Source organism: Avibacterium sp. 21-595 (assembly GCF_023611905.1).
GTDB lineage: Bacteria > Pseudomonadota > Gammaproteobacteria > Enterobacterales > Pasteurellaceae > Avibacterium.
In genome coordinates, this window is record NZ_CP091455.1 from 361,157 (window position 1) to 378,842 (window position 17,686).

Here is a 17,686-nt window from a genome sequence, read left to right on the forward strand (position 1 = left end):
ATGGCAAAAGTGGCAACAATTACATTAAATACCGCTTATGATTTAGTGGGAAGGTTAAAACGTATTGAGCTTGGCGAAGTCAATACAGTGGAAACCTTAGGCTTATTTCCTGCTGGTAAAGGTATCAATGTCGCCAAAGTGCTGAAAGATTTAGGCATTGACGTGGCGGTGAGTGGTTTCCTTGGTCGTGATAATCAAGGCGATTTCAACACAATGTTTGCAGAACTCGGCTTAGAAGATCGCTTTCAGCGTGTAGCAGGCAAAACCCGTATTAACGTGAAAATCACCGAAACCGAAGCCGATGTTACCGATCTGAATTTCCTCGGTTATGAAATTTCACCACAAGATTGGCAAGATTTCGTTCAACAATCCTTATTGTTATGCAAAGATTTTGACATTGTTGCCGTGTGTGGCAGTTTGCCGCGTGGTGTCAGTCCAACGGATTTTGCTCAGTGGCTCAAACAGCTACAACAAGCGGGCATAAAAGTGGTCTTAGACAGCAGTAATGCGGCACTCACTGCAGGCTTATCTGCCAATCCTTGGCTAGTCAAACCAAATCATCGTGAGCTTGAAGCGTGGGTGGGGCATTCTTTGCCAAATCTTGAAGAAATTATCAGTGCAGCAGAAAAATTGCGCGCACAAGGCATTGCCAATGTGATTATTTCAATGGGCGCAGAAGGCGCGCTGTGGCTGAGTGAACAAGGTGTAATCCAAGCGAAACCACCGAAATGCGAACAGGTGGTTAGCACCGTAGGGGCAGGCGATTCAATGGTAGCGGGATTGATTTATGGCTTGAGTCAATCCCTTTCACAGCAAGACACCCTTGCCTTTGCTAGTGCCGTGTCAGCTTTTGCAGTATCGCAAAGCAATGTTGGCGTGAGCGATCCTACATTATTAACACCAATCTTAGAGAAAGTACAAATTTCAGTGATTAAAGGATAAAACGATGAAGATATTTTTAACTACCTCAACACAATTAGGCAATGCCAAAGCCTTTTTGATTAAACAGGTGCTTGCCGTAGCAGCAAAACAACAAAGCAATGAAGTGGTGGCAGATGCCAATCAAGCAGATTTAGTGATTGCGTTAGGTGGAATGCCGAATGACCATCGCTTACAAGGTAAAAAGGTTTTTGTGGCAGACGCAGAAAATGCCTTTAATGCCCCTGAAACCATCTTAACTCAAGCGATGGCTGAGGCAGTAGACTATACCCCACACGAAACACAAAGTGCGGTGCAAATTTCGCCAGATTTTTCCAATAAAACCAAAAATATTGTGGCGGTAACCGCTTGCCCAACAGGTGTGGCGCATACCTTTATGTCTGCGGAAGCGATTGCTGAATATGCTAAAAAGCAAGGCTGGAATGTGAAGGTAGAAACCCGTGGGCAGGTGGGTTCAAGTAATATTATCTCTCCTGAAGATGTGGAAAATGCCGATTTAGTTTTTATCGCAGCCGATATTGATGTGGATTTAAGCAAATTTGAAGGCAAGCCGATGTATCGTACTTCCACGGGACTTGCATTAAAGAAAACCGCACAAGAATTTGAAAAAGCGTTTAAAGAGGCAAAAATTTATACTGGTGCAAGTACAGCGAAAGTACAAAGCAGCGAAGAAAGCCGTGGCGAACGTAAAGGGCTGTACAAACACTTGATGACTGGGGTTTCCCATATGTTGCCATTAGTGGTGGCAGGTGGTTTGCTGATCGCCATTTCCTTTATGTTTGGGATTGAGGCATTTAAAGATCCAAATATTGCAGGCGGCTTACCAAAAGCCTTAATGGATATTGGCGGTGGCGCTGCATTCCATTTGATGATTGCCGTATTTGCTGGTTATGTGGCGTTTTCTATTGCGGATCGTCCGGGGTTAGCTGTCGGCTTAATTGGCGGTATGCTCGCCACCACAGCAGGCGCAGGGATTTTAGGCGGAATCATTGCTGGCTTGCTCGCAGGTTATGTGGTGAAAGGCTTAAATTCCGCGATTCAATTACCAGCCAGTTTAAGTTCATTAAAACCGATTTTAATTTTACCATTGCTTGGCTCTGCCATTGTGGGCTTAGTGATGATTTATCTTATCAACCCACCAGTTAAAGGCTTAATGGATGCCTTGGTAGAATGGCTCAACACAATGGGACAAAGCAATGCGTTGCTTTTAGGTGCGGTACTTGGTGCGATGATGTGCGTGGATATGGGCGGTCCAGTGAACAAAGCGGCTTATACTTTTGGTACAGGTTTAATCGCTTCTGGCGTTTACACCCCAATGGCAGCAGTGATGGCAGCGGGTATGGTACCCCCAATTGGAATGGCGATTGCCACGTTACTCGCACGCAAAAAATTCACCGCCAATCAACGTGATGCTGGTAAAGCTTCCTTTGTGTTAGGGCTTTGTTTTATCTCTGAAGGGGCATTGCCATTCGTTGCCGCCGATCCTGTACGTGTGATTGTATCAAGTATTATTGGGGGGGCTGTGGCAGGCGCGATGTCTTTAGGTTTATCCATTGGCTTACAAGCACCACACGGTGGATTATTTGTGATCCCATTTGTTACGCAACCATTAATGTATCTTGCTGCTATCGCAATTGGCGCTATTGTAACAGGGGTCATCTATTCGGTGATTAAACCAAAACTTGCGGAAAAATAACCGCACTTTGTTAATCACCAAAACCCGACATAAATGTCGGGTTTTTTATCACTATTTAAGCATTAAATAAAACAAAGTCATTTGAGGCAAGAATACGAAGAATACAACAAATCAAGCCGATGTCAGCTTATTGCAAAACAGAGCAACACACTTAAGAAAAAACAAAATTATTCCCACATCGCTAATCAAATTCCGCTATAATCCCCCCCATTATTCGGTTCAAGAAGGAAACAAATATGGAAAAATATAATAAATTTCGCCTTGAATGGGATTGTCGGCGTGGAATGCTTGAATTAGATAAGGTCATAATGCCGTTTTTCCAACAGCATTTTGATGACCTTGATGAGCAACAAAAAGCCACCTTTGTTCGTTTACTTTCAGCAACAGATTTGCAACTTTTTTCGTGGTTTTTTAATCGAAAACCTGCGCCAGATCTTGAATTACAGCAAATGGTTTCCTATATACAAGAAAAATTATCACATTAATTTATAAATATTTTGAACTTTTACAATTTTTACGCCTCTAAGAGAACACGAGCTTGCTGTCTTGTATATCAAGGCTTGTTAGAGGTATATAAGAGGTTATATGGCTGAACAGCTAACAGATCAGGCTTTGGTAGAAAGGGTACAGCAGGGAGATAAGAAAGCATTCAATTTGTTGGTATCGCGTTATCAGAATAAGGTAGCAGGGTTATTAACCCGTTATGTATCGCCGAATGATATTCCTGATGTTGTACAAGAATCATTCATTAAAGCATACCGCTCAATTGAATTATTCCGTGGTGATAGTGCTTTCTACACTTGGCTATATCGTATCGCCGTAAATACGGCAAAAAATTATTTAACCGCACAAGGGCGTCGCCCGCCAAATGAAGATATTTTGGCAGATGAAGCAGAATCCTATGATGTGGGAACGAATTTACGGGACGTAGATACCCCCGAAAATCAGATGTTATCTGGTGAATTGAAGAAGATTATTTTTGATACCATTCATAGTATGCAGGAAGACTTAAAAACCGCCATCACCTTGCGTGAGTTAGAAGGATTAAGTTATGAAGAAATTGCCGATATTATGAATTGCCCAGTAGGAACGGTACGCTCACGAATTTTTCGAGCAAGGGAAATTATCGAAAATAAAATTCAACCTTTACTTCAGCACTAACTAAAGTAAATTGATTAATCTTGGAGTTTATGATGCAAAAAGAACAACTTTCAGCCTATATTGACGGAGAACAATTAAGCGCGGAATTTACCGAGGCACTTTGTCAAGATCAAGATTTACAAAAATCTTGGGGCAACTTTCATCTGATTCGTTCCGTCATACGCCAAGAAAGCGACGTATTGCTCGGGCAAGATTTTACCAACAAAATGGCCGAATTAATCGAGCAAGAAGAAATGATTGTGGCAGAACCTAAAATTTCACAACCAATGCCAGAAGAAATTAAGCAATCTCCATTTAGCCAAAAACTGAAAGCGTGGTTTATGCCGATGACGCAATTCGCCGTGGCAGCTGGGGTATGTTTGGTGGCAGTAATGGGTGTGCAGAGTTTTATGGCAAACAATGCGAAAGAAGGTCAGGATACACCTGTGTTACAAACCTTACCATTTAATAATTCGGTGCAAGAAGTGAGTTATAATGCCCCAGCCCAATCAGTGATTACACCAGAACAAATTGAACAAAAAAATAAACGCATTGATTCAATGCTACAAAGTTATGAATTGCAAAAACGCATTTATGCAGATAGATTAAATTTGCAAAATCAGAAATAATAATGAATCAAGTTTAGGTTGTTCACCACCATTTTTGGTGGTGAATTTGTTTGTATCCTATGTGTGAATAACGATGTTAAAAACGATCAAAAAACTTACCGCACTTTCCTTAGTGCTATTTTCTGCAAATCTCGTATCAGCTTCTGAAACCGATACGGTACAGCCCAGCCAATTGTTAGACGAAATGCAACAGGCAGGCAGTCGCTTGAGTTATGAAATGGCCTTTGTGCAAACCACACCAAATATGGCCTCCTTGCGTTATAGCCATATTCATTATAATGGCAAAACCTATGCTCAATTACTGACCTTAGATGGAATGCCTCAGCAAATTGTGCAACGTGATAATGTGGTGAGCTATTTCCAACCAAATTATTCGCCGTTCTCAATTAACGCGAATCATATTGTGGACAGTTTACCTGCGATTCTGTGGAGTAATCTTGATGCGTTGAAGCAACATTATGATTTCATCTATATTGGACGTAACCGCGTGGCAGATCGCGTGGTAAAAACGATTCGTATCGTGCCAAAAGATGATTTTCGTTATCAATATGTGGTGTTTATTGACGAACAAAGCCATCTGTTGTTACGCAGTGATGTGCTTGATCGAGAAAATAACCTGTTAGAGCAATTCCGCGTAGTGAATTTGTATCAAAGCGAACAATTTGATGATTTGCTCAATGTGATCAATCATATGGGCTTTCCTGCACTGCTTAATGACAAAACCACTTTCCAACCAAGCAACGACGCATTTAACTGGCAGCCAAGTTGGCTGCCAAATGGGTTTAAGCTCATTAATCGCAGTGTAGAAATGAATGGTGAAGAACGCATTGAAGCACAGCTTTATAGCGATGGATTGTTTTCCTTTACCCTTTACCGTTCAGCCTCTATTTTGCCAAATGAAGAAAAAAACGGCTGGTGGAATGGCACAAGAACGTTTTATAGCGAAACCTTTGGCGATAACGAATTTACCTTAGTTGGACAGCTACCAATTTCTACCGCAAAACGTATCGTACAAGATATTAAGGTGAAATAAATGCTAACAGAACGAGCGGTGGTGATCTCTTACCAATCAGGTATTGCACAAGTGAAATGCCAATCTCAAAGCGCTTGTGGAAGTTGTGCGGCTAAATCAGCCTGTGGCTCGGCAGCGCTCGCAGAGTTAAATGGCGTAGGTACAGCGCATATTTTTGAAGTAGAAACCATCACCCCCCTCAATATCGGACAAATTATAGAAATTGGGTTAAGTGAACGTTCCTTAATACACTCAAGCTTGCTTGTCTATTTTTTTCCACTCATCATCTTAGTGCTTTCTGCCTTGATTGCAGACACCCTTTGGCAAACCGAACTGCCACAAGGCATTTTTATCATATTTTGCACCGCACTTGCCTTTATTATTGTTCATCTTGTGTCGAAATCTTGGCAAAAAAAAACCAGCTACCGCCCGATCTTTTTGCGTGTAATTAAGTAGTATTTTTGTAAGGAAATAGAATTAGCAAGCCGCGTTATGCGATAAAAAGATCAATATTTTTAACCTCACTTTATTAATTAAATCAAACAAAACGCCTTATATTTTGCGATATAAGGCGTTTTTACAGAAGACCGTTTAACTTTCTACTTTTCTAAATAAAGTGAACGAGATAAAAATAAAGGCAAGAATACTTGAGGCGATAAGTATATAGAACCCGCCGTCCCAGCCAAAGTTATCCACTACGGCACCTAATACTGTTCCAGCACTGGCAGAACCAAGTAGATAACCAAATAATCCAGTAAGCCCTGTCGCTGTACCTGTTGCCACACGAGGAACTAAATCAGCCGCTTGTAAGCCAATCATCATAACAGGACCATAAATGAGGAAGCCAATCGCGATTAAACAGATATTATCTATCATTGGGTTGCCTGCTGGATTTTTCCAATAGACGAAAATCGCAATTAATACCCCTGCTAAAAACATTAACATCGGCGGAGCGCGGTGTCCTTTAAAGACTTTATCGCTTAAATAACCACTTACTAACATTCCAGGAATACCCGCATATTCATAAAGGAAGTATGCCCAGCTTTGTTTATCAAACGTGAAGTGTTTGACTTCTTTCAAGTACGTTGGCGCCCAGTCAATAATCCCGTAACGAATAAAATAAACAAATACATTAGCAATCGTAATTGCCCATAAGAATTTGTTATTAATGATATATTTAAAGAAAATTTCCTTACCAGTTAAAGTATGGGCTGATTCAACTTGTTGCGCTTTTCCCCCTTTGTATTCTTCAATGGGTGGTAATCCTTGTGATTCAGGCGTATCACGCATTAAGAAAAACATTACAACACTAAGCAAGATCGCGATGGTTGCAGGAAGATAAAAGAGCGCTTGCCACGCACCAAAAAGGTATAAACCTAAAATCGCCAGTGGGCCAATTAAGCCACCACCAATATTATGAGAAACATTCCACCAACTCCACCAACTTCCGCGCTCTGAGGTAGAAAACCAGTTGGTCATTGTTTTTGCACCGGGTGGATAACCCATACCTTGAAACCAACCATTTAAAGCACTAAGTACAATCATCGCAGAAAGTGAAGAAAGTACCCCCGGCACTAAACCGAAGATCATACTCACCATCGCAGAAGCAACTAAACCAATAGTAATAAAATATTTTGGGTTACTGCGATCTGAGACATTACCCATAATAAATTTACTAAAACCATAAGCCACAGCAAGTGCAAAAGAAACTGTACCCAGCTGAGCTTTGGTATAGCCATATTCTTCGATTAAATGCGGAATGGCAAGAGAGAAATTCTTGCGAATTAAATAATAGGCAGCATAGCCAATAAACACTCCAAAAAAGACTTGCCAACGTAATCGACGATAATCCCGATCAATGATAGCTTTATCTGTGATACGTGTAGTAGGGGGTGAGGCTTTTAAAAATCCAAGCATAAGATCCTCCAATTTTGTGAAATTGAGCGTATTATTAAGTATTTGAATAAATTAATCTGTGATATTCTTCACAAAAAGTTCATTATTAAATTTAATTGTTGAATTAACTCTCAAATAGAGGACAAAATGCGTTCAATGCTTGGCATAACCGGATACAGCGGTAGTGGAAAAACCACTTTATTGGAAAAACTTTTGCCTCAGCTTGCCGATCTTGGGCTGCGCGTGGCAGTGATTAAGCACAGTCATCATAATGCACAAGTGGACAAGGAAGGCAAGGATAGCTGGCGAATGAAAGAAGCGGGCGCAAGCCAAGTGATAATGGCTTGTGATAGGCGGTGGGCGTTGATGACAGAAACACCACAGCCAGTGAATTTAGCTTATTTGGCAGGGCAATTTGATCCGCAATTGACGGATCTCATTTTGGTGGAAGGCTTTAAGCACGAACCGATTGCAAAGATTTTATTGCATCGTCAAGCCATGGAGAAAGCCTTGCCAGAGATTGATGAGAAAGTCATTGCGCTTGCAACGGATTACCCTTTAAGCTGTGCTGTGCCACGTTTGGATATTAATCAGATTGATCACATTGCCGCATTTATTTTTCATTGGTATCAACAACAAATAAAATAAAGTGCGGTGCAAAATCGCAGAATTTTTATGACAGAAACGAAAAATTATACGGGCTTGGCGTGGATTGCCGCTGTCGCCTTTTTTATGCAAACCCTTGATGCGACGATTTTGAATACAGCGTTACCGACGATTTCTCGCAGTCTAAATGAATCGCCACTGAATATGCAGTTGGCAATCATTAGTTATGCCTTAACTGTTGCCTTGTTTATTCTATTAAGTGGTTGGGCAGCGGATAAATTTGGTACGCGGAAGGTTTTTCGTTCTGCCATTGGTATTTTTGTTTTGGGATCGGTGGTGTGTGCCTTATCGCACTCTCTGCCACAATTGATTTTTGCCCGTATTTTGCAAGGGGCGGGTGGCGCGTTAATGATGCCTGTTGCTCGCTTGGCGATCATCCGTTCTGTACCGAAAAATCAGCTATTAAATGCGTGGAATATTATGGCGATGGCGGGGCTAATTGGACCAATCCTTGGTCCCGTGTTAGGTGGCTTAATCGTTACCTATATGACGTGGCATTGGATTTTCTTAATTAATATTCCTATCGGGCTAGCTGGGATTTTCCTTGCAGGCAGTTATATGCCAAATATGAAAGGGCAAGTGGGGCGTTTAGATAAAGCGGGATTTATGCTGTTTGCCGGTGGACTTGTAGGCTTGACCTTAGGGCTAGATTTAGTGGCAGAGCATTTCACCGCAACTTGGATTGCTTTTTTGGTATTGATTGTGGGGATATTATTTCTCGCCAGTTATTATCTTTATGCCAAACGAGTTCACAACCCATTAATGCCGCTTTCCTTATTCCACATTCGCACCTTCCGCTTAGGTTTTATTGCGAATTTATTTATCCGCCTTTGTGGTTCGGGCGTGCCGTTTTTATTACCTCTTATGCTACAAGTGGTATTCCATTATAGTGCGGAAGCCGCTGGCTGGTTAATGGTGCCTATTGCGGTTAGCTCAATGGCGTTTAAACCGCTTATTCGCGGTATTCTTTCTCGTTTTGGTTATAAGAAAACCCTAATCAGCACCGCCATTGTGATGACTTTGGTGATTGCCGCAATGAGCTTATTACAACGGCATACCCCAATTTGGCAAATGGTGTTGATTTTATTGGCATACGGCGGATGTATGTCGGTCAGTTTTACTGCGATTAATACCTTAACCATCGGCGACTTATCGGACAGTAATGCCAGTGCCGGTTCAACAATGCTTAGTGTGATTCAGCAAGTCGGGATTGGCATTGGCATTGCCGTTTCTTCGGTGATGTTAAATGTGTATCGCAATGTACTGGGTGAAAATGCCGAACAGTTACAACAAGCATTTAGCTTCACTTTCTTAACGTCCAGTTTATTTGGTTTCATTCTCATACTCATTCTTTCTGGCTTAAGAAAACAAGATGGCGAGAATTTGCAGATAAGAAAAAAATAATGTTAATACGAGATCACCACTTGCTGATGTTGAGACTTGAGAGAGCAAAATAAAAGTGCGGTAGGATTTTTGTGAATTTTCCACCGCACTTTTTGATATTGTGCTTTTATGTATCTAGATCGAAATTCTGCCCATTCAATGCAAAATGCAAATAATGATTTTCTGGTAGAGAATGGTGTGAAGTAGAAAAATTTGGCGAATTTTGCACCGCACTTGATGATAAGGCATTTTCCCCTGCGACATTACTGAGTAACCACCAACAGCTTCCTTCCCATTCCATTGTTGGTGATTCAATTGCCCAACCGACTAACACCTGATCGACGGAATCGCTTCTTAATGCTAATTGCGCAAGCTGTAATGGATGATCCACATCCTCTTGCGAGGTAATTAAGAAAAGGCTATTGCCCGTTGTTTGAAAATGTTGTGAAAGCTGAAAAACCGTCGCGTTATTGAGATTTGCCATAAAATCCAGTGGGCTAGGCAAGTCTTGTTCCATAAGCTGGTGGAATAATTTGTTAAATTTGCTTGGTGAATTAAAAGGCGAAGCCAAATAAATTGCGGTATTTGGCGTGATATAAGGCTTCAGTGGTAATGCCCCGAGTAAACAAAGTTGGGTAAATTTGCTTAAACGACGTGCATCTACACCAAAGGCTTTGAGCTGCTGGCGGAGTTCTGCCTCACTTTGCCCTTGTGTAATAAACTGGCTTTGTTGTTTTAAATAACGATTTGATTTCATTTTACTTACTCTTTTCCTTGCCAGTGAAGAATCCAAGCAATATTACTGCCACCAAAGCCTAAAAAGTAGTTCAAATAATAGCCCGTAGAAAGCGGTTGCGTTTGCTTTTCTATTGCCCCTTGTGGGGGGATGGTTAAGTAATTTGTTTTATCTTGCTGTAATTGTTGCCAAAGCCACGCAGTTTCCATTGCACCACTTGCACCTAAACTATGTCCAAGGTACGGTTTGGCTAATAAGCAAGGAATGCTCGGAAACTGTTGTTGCAAAAACGCGATTTCCATTTCATCGCTGTTTCCGCCCACTGCGTGAACTTTAATGCCAGCTAGTTGATGAGATTGTAATCCTGCTTTATGCAAACAATTTGCAATCAGTTGAGTCAATACCTCTGCGGAGCTATTGGTTAGATTATGGTGATCCGTAATCGTGCTGATGGCAGAAATTTCTAGCTTTTTCTCTGGATTTGGTTGATTTTCCAATGCCACGCAAGCGATTCCTTCCCCTAAAATAATACCATTATGCTGTTCAAAAGGTTGATAGGGCAAATCGTCTGCCAATAAGTGCATTGCATTGAAATGTTCAAAGGTTAAGCGGTTAAACATTTCAAAACCAACCACCAAAGCACGCTGACATTGCCCTTGCTCAATCATTTGATAAGCATAGCCCATTGCTTGTGCAGAGGAAGTGCAAGAGGTCGCAACGCTGAAAACAGGCGTTTGATAGCGTGTTTTTAAACGTTCTGCGATAAGCGCTAGGCTGTATTCTTGCGGTAAAGGCTGATTATTATGCCAACGAAATTCGCAATCACTCATTAAATACGCCGTTGAGCCTAAAAGAATGGGGGTATTTTGCAGTGTATCGGCTTGCCAACCGCGTTGCGTTAATACCTTGTCAATATGCTGTTCTAAATAAGTGCAAAGTTGATCGAAATTCAGCAAGGGTTGCTCAAAAGCACGAAAATAAGGCAAATGCTGGCTTTGCCCAAGCATTGAAGATTGCTGCCAAGGATTAAGCTTAGCAGTTTGTGCATTTTGTTGGCTCGCTGCGGTGAGATAGACTTTCGGCATTGTTAAGAATGTTGGTGACGGATAAAGTGGGCTAAATCACGAATATTCATCATATGTTTACGCACCATTCGGTCGCCATTTAACCTCACTTTAAAGTGAGCTTGTAGTGCCACCGCAATTTGTAGTGCATCTAGAGAGTCTAACTGGATACGGCTTTGTTCACCAAATAATGGCTCATCATCGCTGATCGCGCTGGGATCGATGTCCATTTTATCGCTTTCTTGCACGATCAAGTTTTTCAGTTGTTGTTCTAGCTCAGGTTGGCTGAGAGTAAAAATATAGCTCATTAAAATCTCGCTTGTGTTTTGAGTTGATGGGCGTAAATCAGCACGGCGATGAAGAGCATCACAGCACCAAAACCCGTTAAAAGCCAAAGTTCAGGCTGAATTTGCATTAACGTAGCCTGATTTAATAATAGTTGCTGAAATGCTGTTAATGCCCAACCCATTGGTGAAAATTGGGCGATTTCTTGCATCATATCAGGCATTACATAAGTTGGCACCATAATGCCACCAATGGCAGCCATAATGATAATGCCACCGCCTCCTAGCACCACAGCCTGTTCAGTTGTGCGTGCAATCACACTAATTAATAAACCATAGCCTAGCGCAGAAAGGCTTACCGCAGCCGACAGCACCGCATAATACCACCATTCACCATTTAAGCTAAACGCAGGCATAGCAAGCATTGGTAGCACCCAATAGCCTAAGGCAATCATTCCAATAAATTGGCATTGATTGATCAAAAAATACGGCACTAATTTTGCTAAAATCAGCCTCAGACTTGAGGCTCTTGCTAAACGTAAACGCGTGAGCGTGTTGGTTTGTCGCTCCATCGCCATTACGTTGGAAAGGGGGATCATAATAAAAAACATCCCAAAAATTAACCACGCAGGCACGCTATGCTGCACAGCATTGGGCTGATTGACCGTTTTCCCTTGGCGATTAAGATAAATTTCTTGCCAGCGCTCTTGTGCTAAATAAGTATTAATTTCATCGAATTTTTTATCTAATGCTTGATTGACTTCTTGCTGAATGCGTTTTACTGGATTGCGTTGATTGTGTTTCAATACAATGTGATTATCTTTGGAATAACGCTCAAGTCGTTGCTGGCTGTAATGCTTTTGCAGGATGCCTTTAACGCCAAGCAACCACGCCCGATCCACACTGGGATTAAGCCAAAGTTGTAAAGGCTGTTCTTCTTTTAGTGCATTTTTATCTTGATTGGGATTTACTACAATCAACGCAAATTTTTCTTGTAGTAAATCTTGTTGATATACCTCTAATTGAGCGATATTTCCTTGTTTTACGAGCAATTCCTCTTGTTGTAGTGTGGTAAAAAATCCGTCATTTAGGGGATCATTTGGCGTACCAAGCAGCAAAATTTCGCCACGATTACCTAGTTCATTTTCACTGCTGAGTGCGGCTGACATAATCAACATAAATAAAATCGGCATAATAAATAACACTGCCACACCGTGCAGATCGCGGCTTAATAGGCGTAATTCTTTGAACATTGCAGCAATTAGCATTTGTTCCCCGCTTGTTGTAAAAAATCCAAATAAAAATGCTCAAGACTTTGCCCTTCAGCAAGCATTCCCTTTATTTCTCCTTGATAAATGAGTTTACCTTCATTGAGTAAAACTAATTGATCGCATAGTTGTTCAATTTCTTGCAGATAATGCGACGTGTAAATTACCGTGATGCCTTGCTGAGTTAATTCTGCTACGGAATTTAAAATAAATTGGCGGGATTGAGGATCAATACCTACGGTGATTTCATCTAAAAAAATCACCTTTGGACGATTAATTAAACCAATAGCAAAATTTAAGCGGCGTTTTAATCCGCCTGATAAATGTTTTGCTAATTTAGATTTATAAGAAGTTAGCCCGACTTTTTCTAATAATTCAATGAGCCAGTTTTTATCATTGATATGATAAAGTGCGGCGAAAAATTTTAAATTTTCCCATACCGTTAATAAAGGATAAAATGCAAAATCCTGTGGCACCAAAGAAAGTTGATGACGCTGTTGTTTGCTCAATTTGTGAAATGGTACACCCTCAAAATAAATCTGTCCTTGCTGCACCGCCAGCAATCCACAAAGTAAAGACATCAATGTTGTCTTCCCAGCGCCGTTAGGACCAAGCAAACCGATTGCTTGTCCTTGAGAAATATCCAACTGAATGTTTTGTAAAGCGAATTCTTGGCTTTGTGGATAACGATGATAAAGATTTTCAATTTGCAACATCATAGAATTATCCTTTGGATTGAGCTAATTGTTGCCATAATTGACGCTCTTGCTGAGCAATCTGACGTAATCTTTCTGCTAAATCTTGATAGCCTTGTGCTGTTGGCTGCCGGCATTGCTTCACGCAAAGGCTGGCAAATTGTCGCCATTGATCACCAATTTCTGTCATTTGTTGTGAGGCTTGTTTGAATTTTGGCTCTTGGCAGATTTCTGCCGCTTGCTCTAGGAAGTAGGCATAAATATAGCGAAAGCCCGCGCCACCTGTGCCAATTTCTTCTTGCATTCGCACGATGTGACCAAGGAAGAGTTTTTTGTATTTTTCACTTTGTTTGCTGTGAGCAAATTTTTCGATTTGTTTTGCAAGAGAAAACATTCCGCGCACACCAACAAACCAAAGCGGTGCGAGCATTTGTTTGGCATTTTTGCGAATCACTTTTCGCAATATGGCGGGTAGATCAAGTGCGGTCAAATTTGGCGAAGTTTTCCAATAATACATTAACCCTTTTGCCGCTAATGCGCCTTTTGCGAAACGGGCGCGTTGTAAATCTTGTGCCGCACAGCGCTGTACTTGCTCAAAGACAGGATCGCTAATTAAATATTCATTCTCCTGTTTGCCATAAACTAACAAATTATGTGCATTAAAATGAAAACGCATTTCGGGCGGAAAATAAGGCAGCCAAAACACTGAAGTTTGCAACCCCACCAGCTTTCCTTGCGCTAAAGCCTTATCCAAGGCTTGTTGCCCTTGTTGTGGTGAACGAAATCGTTTTAACGCAAGTTTTCCTTTTAATACTTTTGACACTTTTTTAAGCATTACCCCCGGTGGCATTCGATAAGAAATTAACGGCATTCCGCTAATTTTGATGAGTGGAATATAAACAAAGGTCAATGCCGATGCCAAGCCAAATACCATCGCTTCATTGAAATTAACCCCTTGCGATTTGAGTAAGGTGGACATCACGCCACTTTCGCAATGGGCAGTGTGTTGGTGGGAAAAGTTATTGTTCATTTGTAAAATTGATTTATAACACGGATTTTTTACTATTTAAAATGTATAATAATTTCTCTTATTTTATATTACATCATCTTTAAGGAGTTTTCTCGTTATGAAAAAATTATTTATGTCAGGAATATTATTTTTATCAACATTAATTTTAACTGGTTGTATGACTTTGCAAGCAGACCCTTCATTATTAAATAAAACAGAGCCTAATGCTCAACCGTTGGTAAAACAAGATTATACGGTTGAAGTTGATATGAATGATCGACTTGCACGACAAGCTACAGCTGTTGGCATTGATAAGCTAGTTTATGGTAGCCTAAAGACAGCATTAAACAACGCAAATATTTTCACACCAAACGGAAAAGGCTATTATAAAATCCACGCACATATATTACAGGCAAATCAAGCAGCTTGGAGTATGAGAAGATTTCCTGGAACAATGGAAATTGAATATACTGTAACTGATCAAAATTCTAACCAAATTTTCACCAAGAAAATCTTTAACAAAGGAGAAAGTGATAAATTTTTCTTCTCTGGCTCTCAACGTCATACTCGTTCTCGTATCGTTACCGCATCAGATAACGTAAACCAATTTGTTGAAGCATTTAACGAAATGATGAAAAAACGTTCTAAGAAATAATTAATCATATTTGGGTGTTATCAGATGTCCTCTGGTAATGCCCAAATGTTATTTATGCTAATCCCAAATGTTTCTGCATACTTTGCTAATTTTTTAATTGGTAGATTATTCCAAACCTCAGGCCTAAAATGCCGTTTTATTTGCCATTGCCAAAAGCCGGTGGCTTGGGCGAGGGATTGTTCATCAAAACGATATTTATACATTAAATAGTACAACACTGATTTTTGCCCGTTTTTAACCGCCTGTAAGGCTTGTTCTGTTTGTTGCTTAAGGGCTTCCACGGCTTGCTGAGTAGCAAATTCTTCCGTTTGCCAGCCTGTGCTTGTGCTAGCTTGATAATGCCCATTTTGGGTGGCGTAGATGATCTTTTTCTGTCCACGGAAAATGCGGCTATCATCTTGTGGAATGTCATTCAGATCCATTCACCACCTCAAGCAACATAAAACAAGAGGAAAAACGACCGCTCTCGGGGATATAACATAACACTTTCTGACCATTTTTGAGTGGGAAAGTGCGCATAAATTCTTCTAAAATAATGTAAATAGACGCCGATCCCGTGTTTCCTTTTTCGGCAAGGTTGGTAAACCATTTTTCTTGTGGAATATCAAACTGAATACGTTGTAAACCTTCCGATAATTTGTTACGAAAAAAGCCCGAAGAATAGTGCGGTAAGAAATAATCAATATTTTCAGCACGGAGTTGATATTTGTCAATTAAGCGAATTAAGGCTTTTTCGACGGTATATTTCACAATATTTTCGTTGAGCAATTTTACATCTTGTTTAATTGCCATTAGGCTATGTGTGTCGCGATATTGGCTATCCACCGTCTTCCAACTAACAAACTTGCCATTGTCGATTTCTGCGCCTGCGTACATACACACAGGCATTTCATTGGCGTAAGAGACGAGATCAATCCAATGAATTTTAAAACTAATGCCTGTTGGATTTGGGCGATGGCTTAGTTGTGCTGCTCCTGCGCCGTCTGAAAGCATCCAGCGTAAAAAATCTTTTTCAAAGCCAATTTCAGGCTTTGCATTATCAAGTTGTTTTTGATTAATCTCAGGACGAAAATTTTCGCTACGCATTACTGCTGAGGCGGCTTCAGATGCCACCGCAATCGCATTTTGATGTTCCCTTGTGCGAATTCCATTATAGGCGTGTTTCATCGCTGCCATTCCCGCCACGCAAACGCCTGCGGTAGTTAGCACTTCGCAAGCTGGCGCATTGGAAATTAAGCCGTGAACCATTACCCCTTGTCCCGGCATAATTTGATCCGGATAAGAGGTGCCACAGGCTAAACAGTCAAGCTGATTTATATCCACGCCTTGCGCCACTAATTTTTCAATAGCACAGACTGCAAGTTCTGTGCTGCTGTGCGTGGCTTGCCGTGTTTGTGGGTCAATGGCGTAATAACGCGTGCGAATCGCATTTGAGCGTAAAATCATATTGCGAACACGGGAAGGAACATCACCGACCATTCCCAATACGGCTTCCATTTGATTATTGGTAACAGGATTATTTGGCAAAAAACTTGCCACTGAATTAATATAAACCTCAGAAAGTTGCGACATCATTATTCTCCAGATGGGGCAGCAAAATAGCGTTTTTGGCGCTCAAGTTTTTCTTTTAATAATGGTTTTAATAAGCGCTTAATGAGAGCGGAAATTGGCACGACGGTAATAATTAATAAGACTAAAAAAGCAATATAAACATATAACACAGCTTGGCGCAAACGTGGTGAAATTTGACCGCACTTAAGTAATAGCTTACCCCATAAATAAAAGCTACGGTGTCCGACTTTTTCACTCATCATCAGTTTCTCATCAATTTGCACTGCGCCCATATGCTGAAACAGGGGTTGATTGAGCGAGACATTTTCCGCTAACTTTTCTGCAAGTTTGCCACCAAATCGCTGCATATCGGCAATATTTTCTTCACTAATGCCTGCGCTAGGTAACCACTCATAAGGACGCTTTTTACCTGTAAACAGCCATAATGGCGTGGTGATAAAACTTGCCCACGCGTTAGATTGATCCGTTTTAACGATATTACCAACCAGTATTGCGCCAGCTTGATTTAATAATGCTTTGACTTTTTCTTGCGCCATTAACCACATATTACGGCAGCCGATTAAGGTAACGACAGGTGTGTTATACAATATCTGTTTAGCTTGTTCACTTTGTAAGAACGCGGTAATCGGTTGAGATGGAGAAAGAAACCAAACACTATATGCAATAATGACTAAATCATATTGCCTACGTTGCAGTGTTGGTGTTTCAATGGGCGCAGGTTGTAAGTGAACACTTTCAGGAAAGGTATTAAAAAATGGGATAAATTTCCACGGAAAAATATAATCCTGTTGCGGTTTCACCTGATATTCTTCAATTGAAATGTCTTGTTGAGTGCGTATTGGTTGTAGAAAACTTTCCACTAAGCGAGAAAGTTGCCCTGTTTGCGAATAAGAAACGACAAGAATATGTTTAGCTGAATGCGTGACCATAAAGTTAAGTACTACAAAGCATACACCGATAAAATTCGGCGCAAAATTATAAATTTGATAATGTGCTTGTCAAGCCAGATAAAATATCAAGTGCGGTGTAAAATTTCCCAATT

General features: G+C 40.8%; 20 protein-coding genes. 10 read left to right on the forward strand and 10 right to left on the reverse strand.

What is annotated here, in order from left to right:
• From fruK to L4F92_RS01690, 7 genes are all read left to right on the forward strand, one after another.
• On the forward strand, positions 1–942 hold the full coding sequence (gene fruK, locus L4F92_RS01660; RefSeq protein ID WP_250363967.1) for a 1-phosphofructokinase: 942 nt from the start codon (positions 1–3) through the stop codon (positions 940–942).
• A 4-nt stretch (positions 943–946) separates the two neighbouring features.
• Positions 947–2,635 carry a fructose-specific PTS transporter subunit EIIC gene (locus L4F92_RS01665; RefSeq protein WP_250363968.1) on the forward strand — a complete coding sequence of 563 codons (1,689 nt, stop codon included), beginning with the start codon at positions 947–949 and terminating at the stop codon, positions 2,633–2,635.
• Positions 2,636–2,871: 236 nt separating this feature from the next.
• A complete protein-coding gene (locus L4F92_RS01670; protein ID WP_250351064.1) occupies positions 2,872–3,120 on the forward strand; it encodes an FAD assembly factor SdhE in 249 nt (82 codons plus the stop codon).
• Between the two features lie 100 nt (positions 3,121–3,220).
• Positions 3,221–3,796, forward strand: a complete 576-nt coding sequence (gene rpoE / locus L4F92_RS01675) for an RNA polymerase sigma factor RpoE (protein WP_250351063.1) — start codon at positions 3,221–3,223, stop codon at positions 3,794–3,796.
• Positions 3,797–3,828: 32 nt separating this feature from the next.
• Positions 3,829–4,404: a sigma-E factor negative regulatory protein gene (locus tag L4F92_RS01680; RefSeq protein WP_250364529.1), complete on the forward strand. Its 576-nt coding sequence runs from the start codon at positions 3,829–3,831 to the stop codon at positions 4,402–4,404.
• A gap of 73 nt (positions 4,405–4,477) precedes the next feature.
• Positions 4,478–5,437 (forward strand): sigma-E factor regulatory protein RseB, encoded by a 960-nt coding sequence (gene rseB, locus L4F92_RS01685; RefSeq protein ID WP_250351062.1) that lies wholly within the window; start codon positions 4,478–4,480, stop codon positions 5,435–5,437.
• Positions 5,438–5,872, forward strand: a complete 435-nt coding sequence (locus tag L4F92_RS01690) for a SoxR reducing system RseC family protein (RefSeq protein WP_250363969.1) — start codon at positions 5,438–5,440, stop codon at positions 5,870–5,872.
• A gap of 135 nt (positions 5,873–6,007) precedes the next feature.
• On the opposite strand, the gene pgtP is transcribed toward L4F92_RS01690, so the two are convergent.
• Positions 6,008–7,333, reverse strand: coding sequence for a phosphoglycerate transporter protein PgtP (pgtP, locus tag L4F92_RS01695; protein WP_250363970.1), 1,326 nt, complete (start codon positions 7,331–7,333; stop codon positions 6,008–6,010).
• 126 nt (positions 7,334–7,459) lie between these two features.
• Here pgtP and mobB point away from each other — a divergent pair, with 126 nt between their 5' ends.
• On the forward strand, positions 7,460–7,960 hold the full coding sequence (mobB, locus tag L4F92_RS01700) for a molybdopterin-guanine dinucleotide biosynthesis protein MobB (protein ID WP_250363971.1): 501 nt from the start codon (positions 7,460–7,462) through the stop codon (positions 7,958–7,960).
• Between the two features lie 27 nt (positions 7,961–7,987).
• The gene (locus L4F92_RS01705) at positions 7,988–9,382 is read left to right on the forward strand and encodes a DHA2 family efflux MFS transporter permease subunit (RefSeq protein ID WP_250363972.1); all 1,395 of its coding nucleotides are present in this window, start codon (positions 7,988–7,990) and stop codon (positions 9,380–9,382) included.
• 106 nt (positions 9,383–9,488) lie between these two features.
• Here L4F92_RS01705 and L4F92_RS01710 read toward each other — a convergent pair whose 3' ends face one another.
• The 6 genes from L4F92_RS01710 to L4F92_RS01735 are packed head-to-tail and all read right to left on the reverse strand — an operon-like array spanning position 9,489 to position 14,438.
• Positions 9,489–10,118, reverse strand: a complete 630-nt coding sequence (locus L4F92_RS01710; protein WP_250363973.1) for a hypothetical protein — start codon at positions 10,116–10,118, stop codon at positions 9,489–9,491.
• A 5-nt stretch (positions 10,119–10,123) separates the two neighbouring features.
• On the reverse strand, positions 10,124–11,182 hold the full coding sequence (locus tag L4F92_RS01715; RefSeq protein ID WP_250363974.1) for a beta-ketoacyl synthase N-terminal-like domain-containing protein: 1,059 nt from the start codon (positions 11,180–11,182) through the stop codon (positions 10,124–10,126).
• 2 nt (positions 11,183–11,184) lie between these two features.
• Positions 11,185–11,469: an acyl carrier protein gene (locus tag L4F92_RS01720; protein WP_250363975.1), complete on the reverse strand. Its 285-nt coding sequence runs from the start codon at positions 11,467–11,469 to the stop codon at positions 11,185–11,187.
• The gene (locus L4F92_RS01725; protein WP_250363976.1) at positions 11,469–12,713 is read right to left on the reverse strand and encodes an ABC transporter permease; all 1,245 of its coding nucleotides are present in this window, start codon (positions 12,711–12,713) and stop codon (positions 11,469–11,471) included. The genes L4F92_RS01720 and L4F92_RS01725 overlap by 1 nt, the downstream gene beginning before the upstream one ends.
• Positions 12,707–13,429, reverse strand: coding sequence for an ABC transporter ATP-binding protein (locus tag L4F92_RS01730; protein WP_250364530.1), 723 nt, complete (start codon positions 13,427–13,429; stop codon positions 12,707–12,709). Before L4F92_RS01730 ends, L4F92_RS01725 begins: the two co-directional genes overlap by 7 nt.
• Positions 13,430–13,436: 7 nt before the next feature.
• On the reverse strand, positions 13,437–14,438 hold the full coding sequence (locus L4F92_RS01735; RefSeq protein WP_250363977.1) for a BtrH N-terminal domain-containing protein: 1,002 nt from the start codon (positions 14,436–14,438) through the stop codon (positions 13,437–13,439).
• A gap of 97 nt (positions 14,439–14,535) precedes the next feature.
• On the opposite strand from L4F92_RS01735, the gene L4F92_RS01740 reads away from it, so the two are divergent.
• Positions 14,536–15,072 carry a hypothetical protein gene (locus L4F92_RS01740; RefSeq protein ID WP_250363978.1) on the forward strand — a complete coding sequence of 179 codons (537 nt, stop codon included), beginning with the start codon at positions 14,536–14,538 and terminating at the stop codon, positions 15,070–15,072.
• Positions 15,073–15,092: 20 nt separating this feature from the next.
• On the opposite strand, the gene L4F92_RS01745 is transcribed toward L4F92_RS01740, so the two are convergent.
• Genes L4F92_RS01745 through L4F92_RS01755 form a run of 3 tightly spaced genes read right to left on the reverse strand, consistent with a single transcriptional unit; the run spans position 15,093 to position 17,573 of the window.
• Positions 15,093–15,494, reverse strand: coding sequence for a hypothetical protein (locus tag L4F92_RS01745; protein ID WP_250363979.1), 402 nt, complete (start codon positions 15,492–15,494; stop codon positions 15,093–15,095).
• A complete protein-coding gene (locus tag L4F92_RS01750; RefSeq protein ID WP_250364531.1) occupies positions 15,481–16,644 on the reverse strand; it encodes a beta-ketoacyl-ACP synthase III in 1,164 nt (387 codons plus the stop codon). Before L4F92_RS01750 ends, L4F92_RS01745 begins: the two co-directional genes overlap by 14 nt.
• Before the next feature lie 2 nt (positions 16,645–16,646).
• Positions 16,647–17,573: a dialkylrecorsinol condensing enzyme gene (locus tag L4F92_RS01755; RefSeq protein ID WP_250363980.1), complete on the reverse strand. Its 927-nt coding sequence runs from the start codon at positions 17,571–17,573 to the stop codon at positions 16,647–16,649.
• Positions 17,574–17,686 lie beyond the last annotated feature (113 nt).

What these genes read in the sequence shown, in the direction of transcription:
- fruK (WP_250363967.1), top strand. Translation starts at nt 1, where the DNA reads ATGGCAAAAGTGGCAACAATTACATTAAATACCGCTTATGATTTAGTG.
- L4F92_RS01665 (WP_250363968.1), top strand. Translation starts at nt 947, where the DNA reads ATGAAGATATTTTTAACTACCTCAACACAATTAGGCAATGCCAAAGCC.
- L4F92_RS01670 (WP_250351064.1), top strand. Translation starts at nt 2,872, where the DNA reads ATGGAAAAATATAATAAATTTCGCCTTGAATGGGATTGTCGGCGTGGA.
- rpoE (WP_250351063.1), top strand. Translation starts at nt 3,221, where the DNA reads ATGGCTGAACAGCTAACAGATCAGGCTTTGGTAGAAAGGGTACAGCAG.
- L4F92_RS01680 (WP_250364529.1), top strand. Translation starts at nt 3,829, where the DNA reads ATGCAAAAAGAACAACTTTCAGCCTATATTGACGGAGAACAATTAAGC.
- rseB (WP_250351062.1), top strand. Translation starts at nt 4,478, where the DNA reads ATGTTAAAAACGATCAAAAAACTTACCGCACTTTCCTTAGTGCTATTT.
- L4F92_RS01690 (WP_250363969.1), top strand. Translation starts at nt 5,438, where the DNA reads ATGCTAACAGAACGAGCGGTGGTGATCTCTTACCAATCAGGTATTGCA.
- pgtP (WP_250363970.1), bottom strand. Translation starts at nt 7,333, where the DNA reads ATGCTTGGATTTTTAAAAGCCTCACCCCCTACTACACGTATCACAGAT.
- mobB (WP_250363971.1), top strand. Translation starts at nt 7,460, where the DNA reads ATGCGTTCAATGCTTGGCATAACCGGATACAGCGGTAGTGGAAAAACC.
- L4F92_RS01705 (WP_250363972.1), top strand. Translation starts at nt 7,988, where the DNA reads ATGACAGAAACGAAAAATTATACGGGCTTGGCGTGGATTGCCGCTGTC.
- L4F92_RS01710 (WP_250363973.1), bottom strand. Translation starts at nt 10,118, where the DNA reads ATGAAATCAAATCGTTATTTAAAACAACAAAGCCAGTTTATTACACAA.
- L4F92_RS01715 (WP_250363974.1), bottom strand. Translation starts at nt 11,182, where the DNA reads ATGCCGAAAGTCTATCTCACCGCAGCGAGCCAACAAAATGCACAAACT.
- L4F92_RS01720 (WP_250363975.1), bottom strand. Translation starts at nt 11,469, where the DNA reads ATGAGCTATATTTTTACTCTCAGCCAACCTGAGCTAGAACAACAACTG.
- L4F92_RS01725 (WP_250363976.1), bottom strand. Translation starts at nt 12,713, where the DNA reads ATGCTAATTGCTGCAATGTTCAAAGAATTACGCCTATTAAGCCGCGAT.
- L4F92_RS01730 (WP_250364530.1), bottom strand. Translation starts at nt 13,429, where the DNA reads ATGTTGCAAATTGAAAATCTTTATCATCGTTATCCACAAAGCCAAGAA.
- L4F92_RS01735 (WP_250363977.1), bottom strand. Translation starts at nt 14,438, where the DNA reads ATGAACAATAACTTTTCCCACCAACACACTGCCCATTGCGAAAGTGGC.
- L4F92_RS01740 (WP_250363978.1), top strand. Translation starts at nt 14,536, where the DNA reads ATGAAAAAATTATTTATGTCAGGAATATTATTTTTATCAACATTAATT.
- L4F92_RS01745 (WP_250363979.1), bottom strand. Translation starts at nt 15,494, where the DNA reads ATGGATCTGAATGACATTCCACAAGATGATAGCCGCATTTTCCGTGGA.
- L4F92_RS01750 (WP_250364531.1), bottom strand. Translation starts at nt 16,644, where the DNA reads ATGTCGCAACTTTCTGAGGTTTATATTAATTCAGTGGCAAGTTTTTTG.
- L4F92_RS01755 (WP_250363980.1), bottom strand. Translation starts at nt 17,573, where the DNA reads ATGGTCACGCATTCAGCTAAACATATTCTTGTCGTTTCTTATTCGCAA.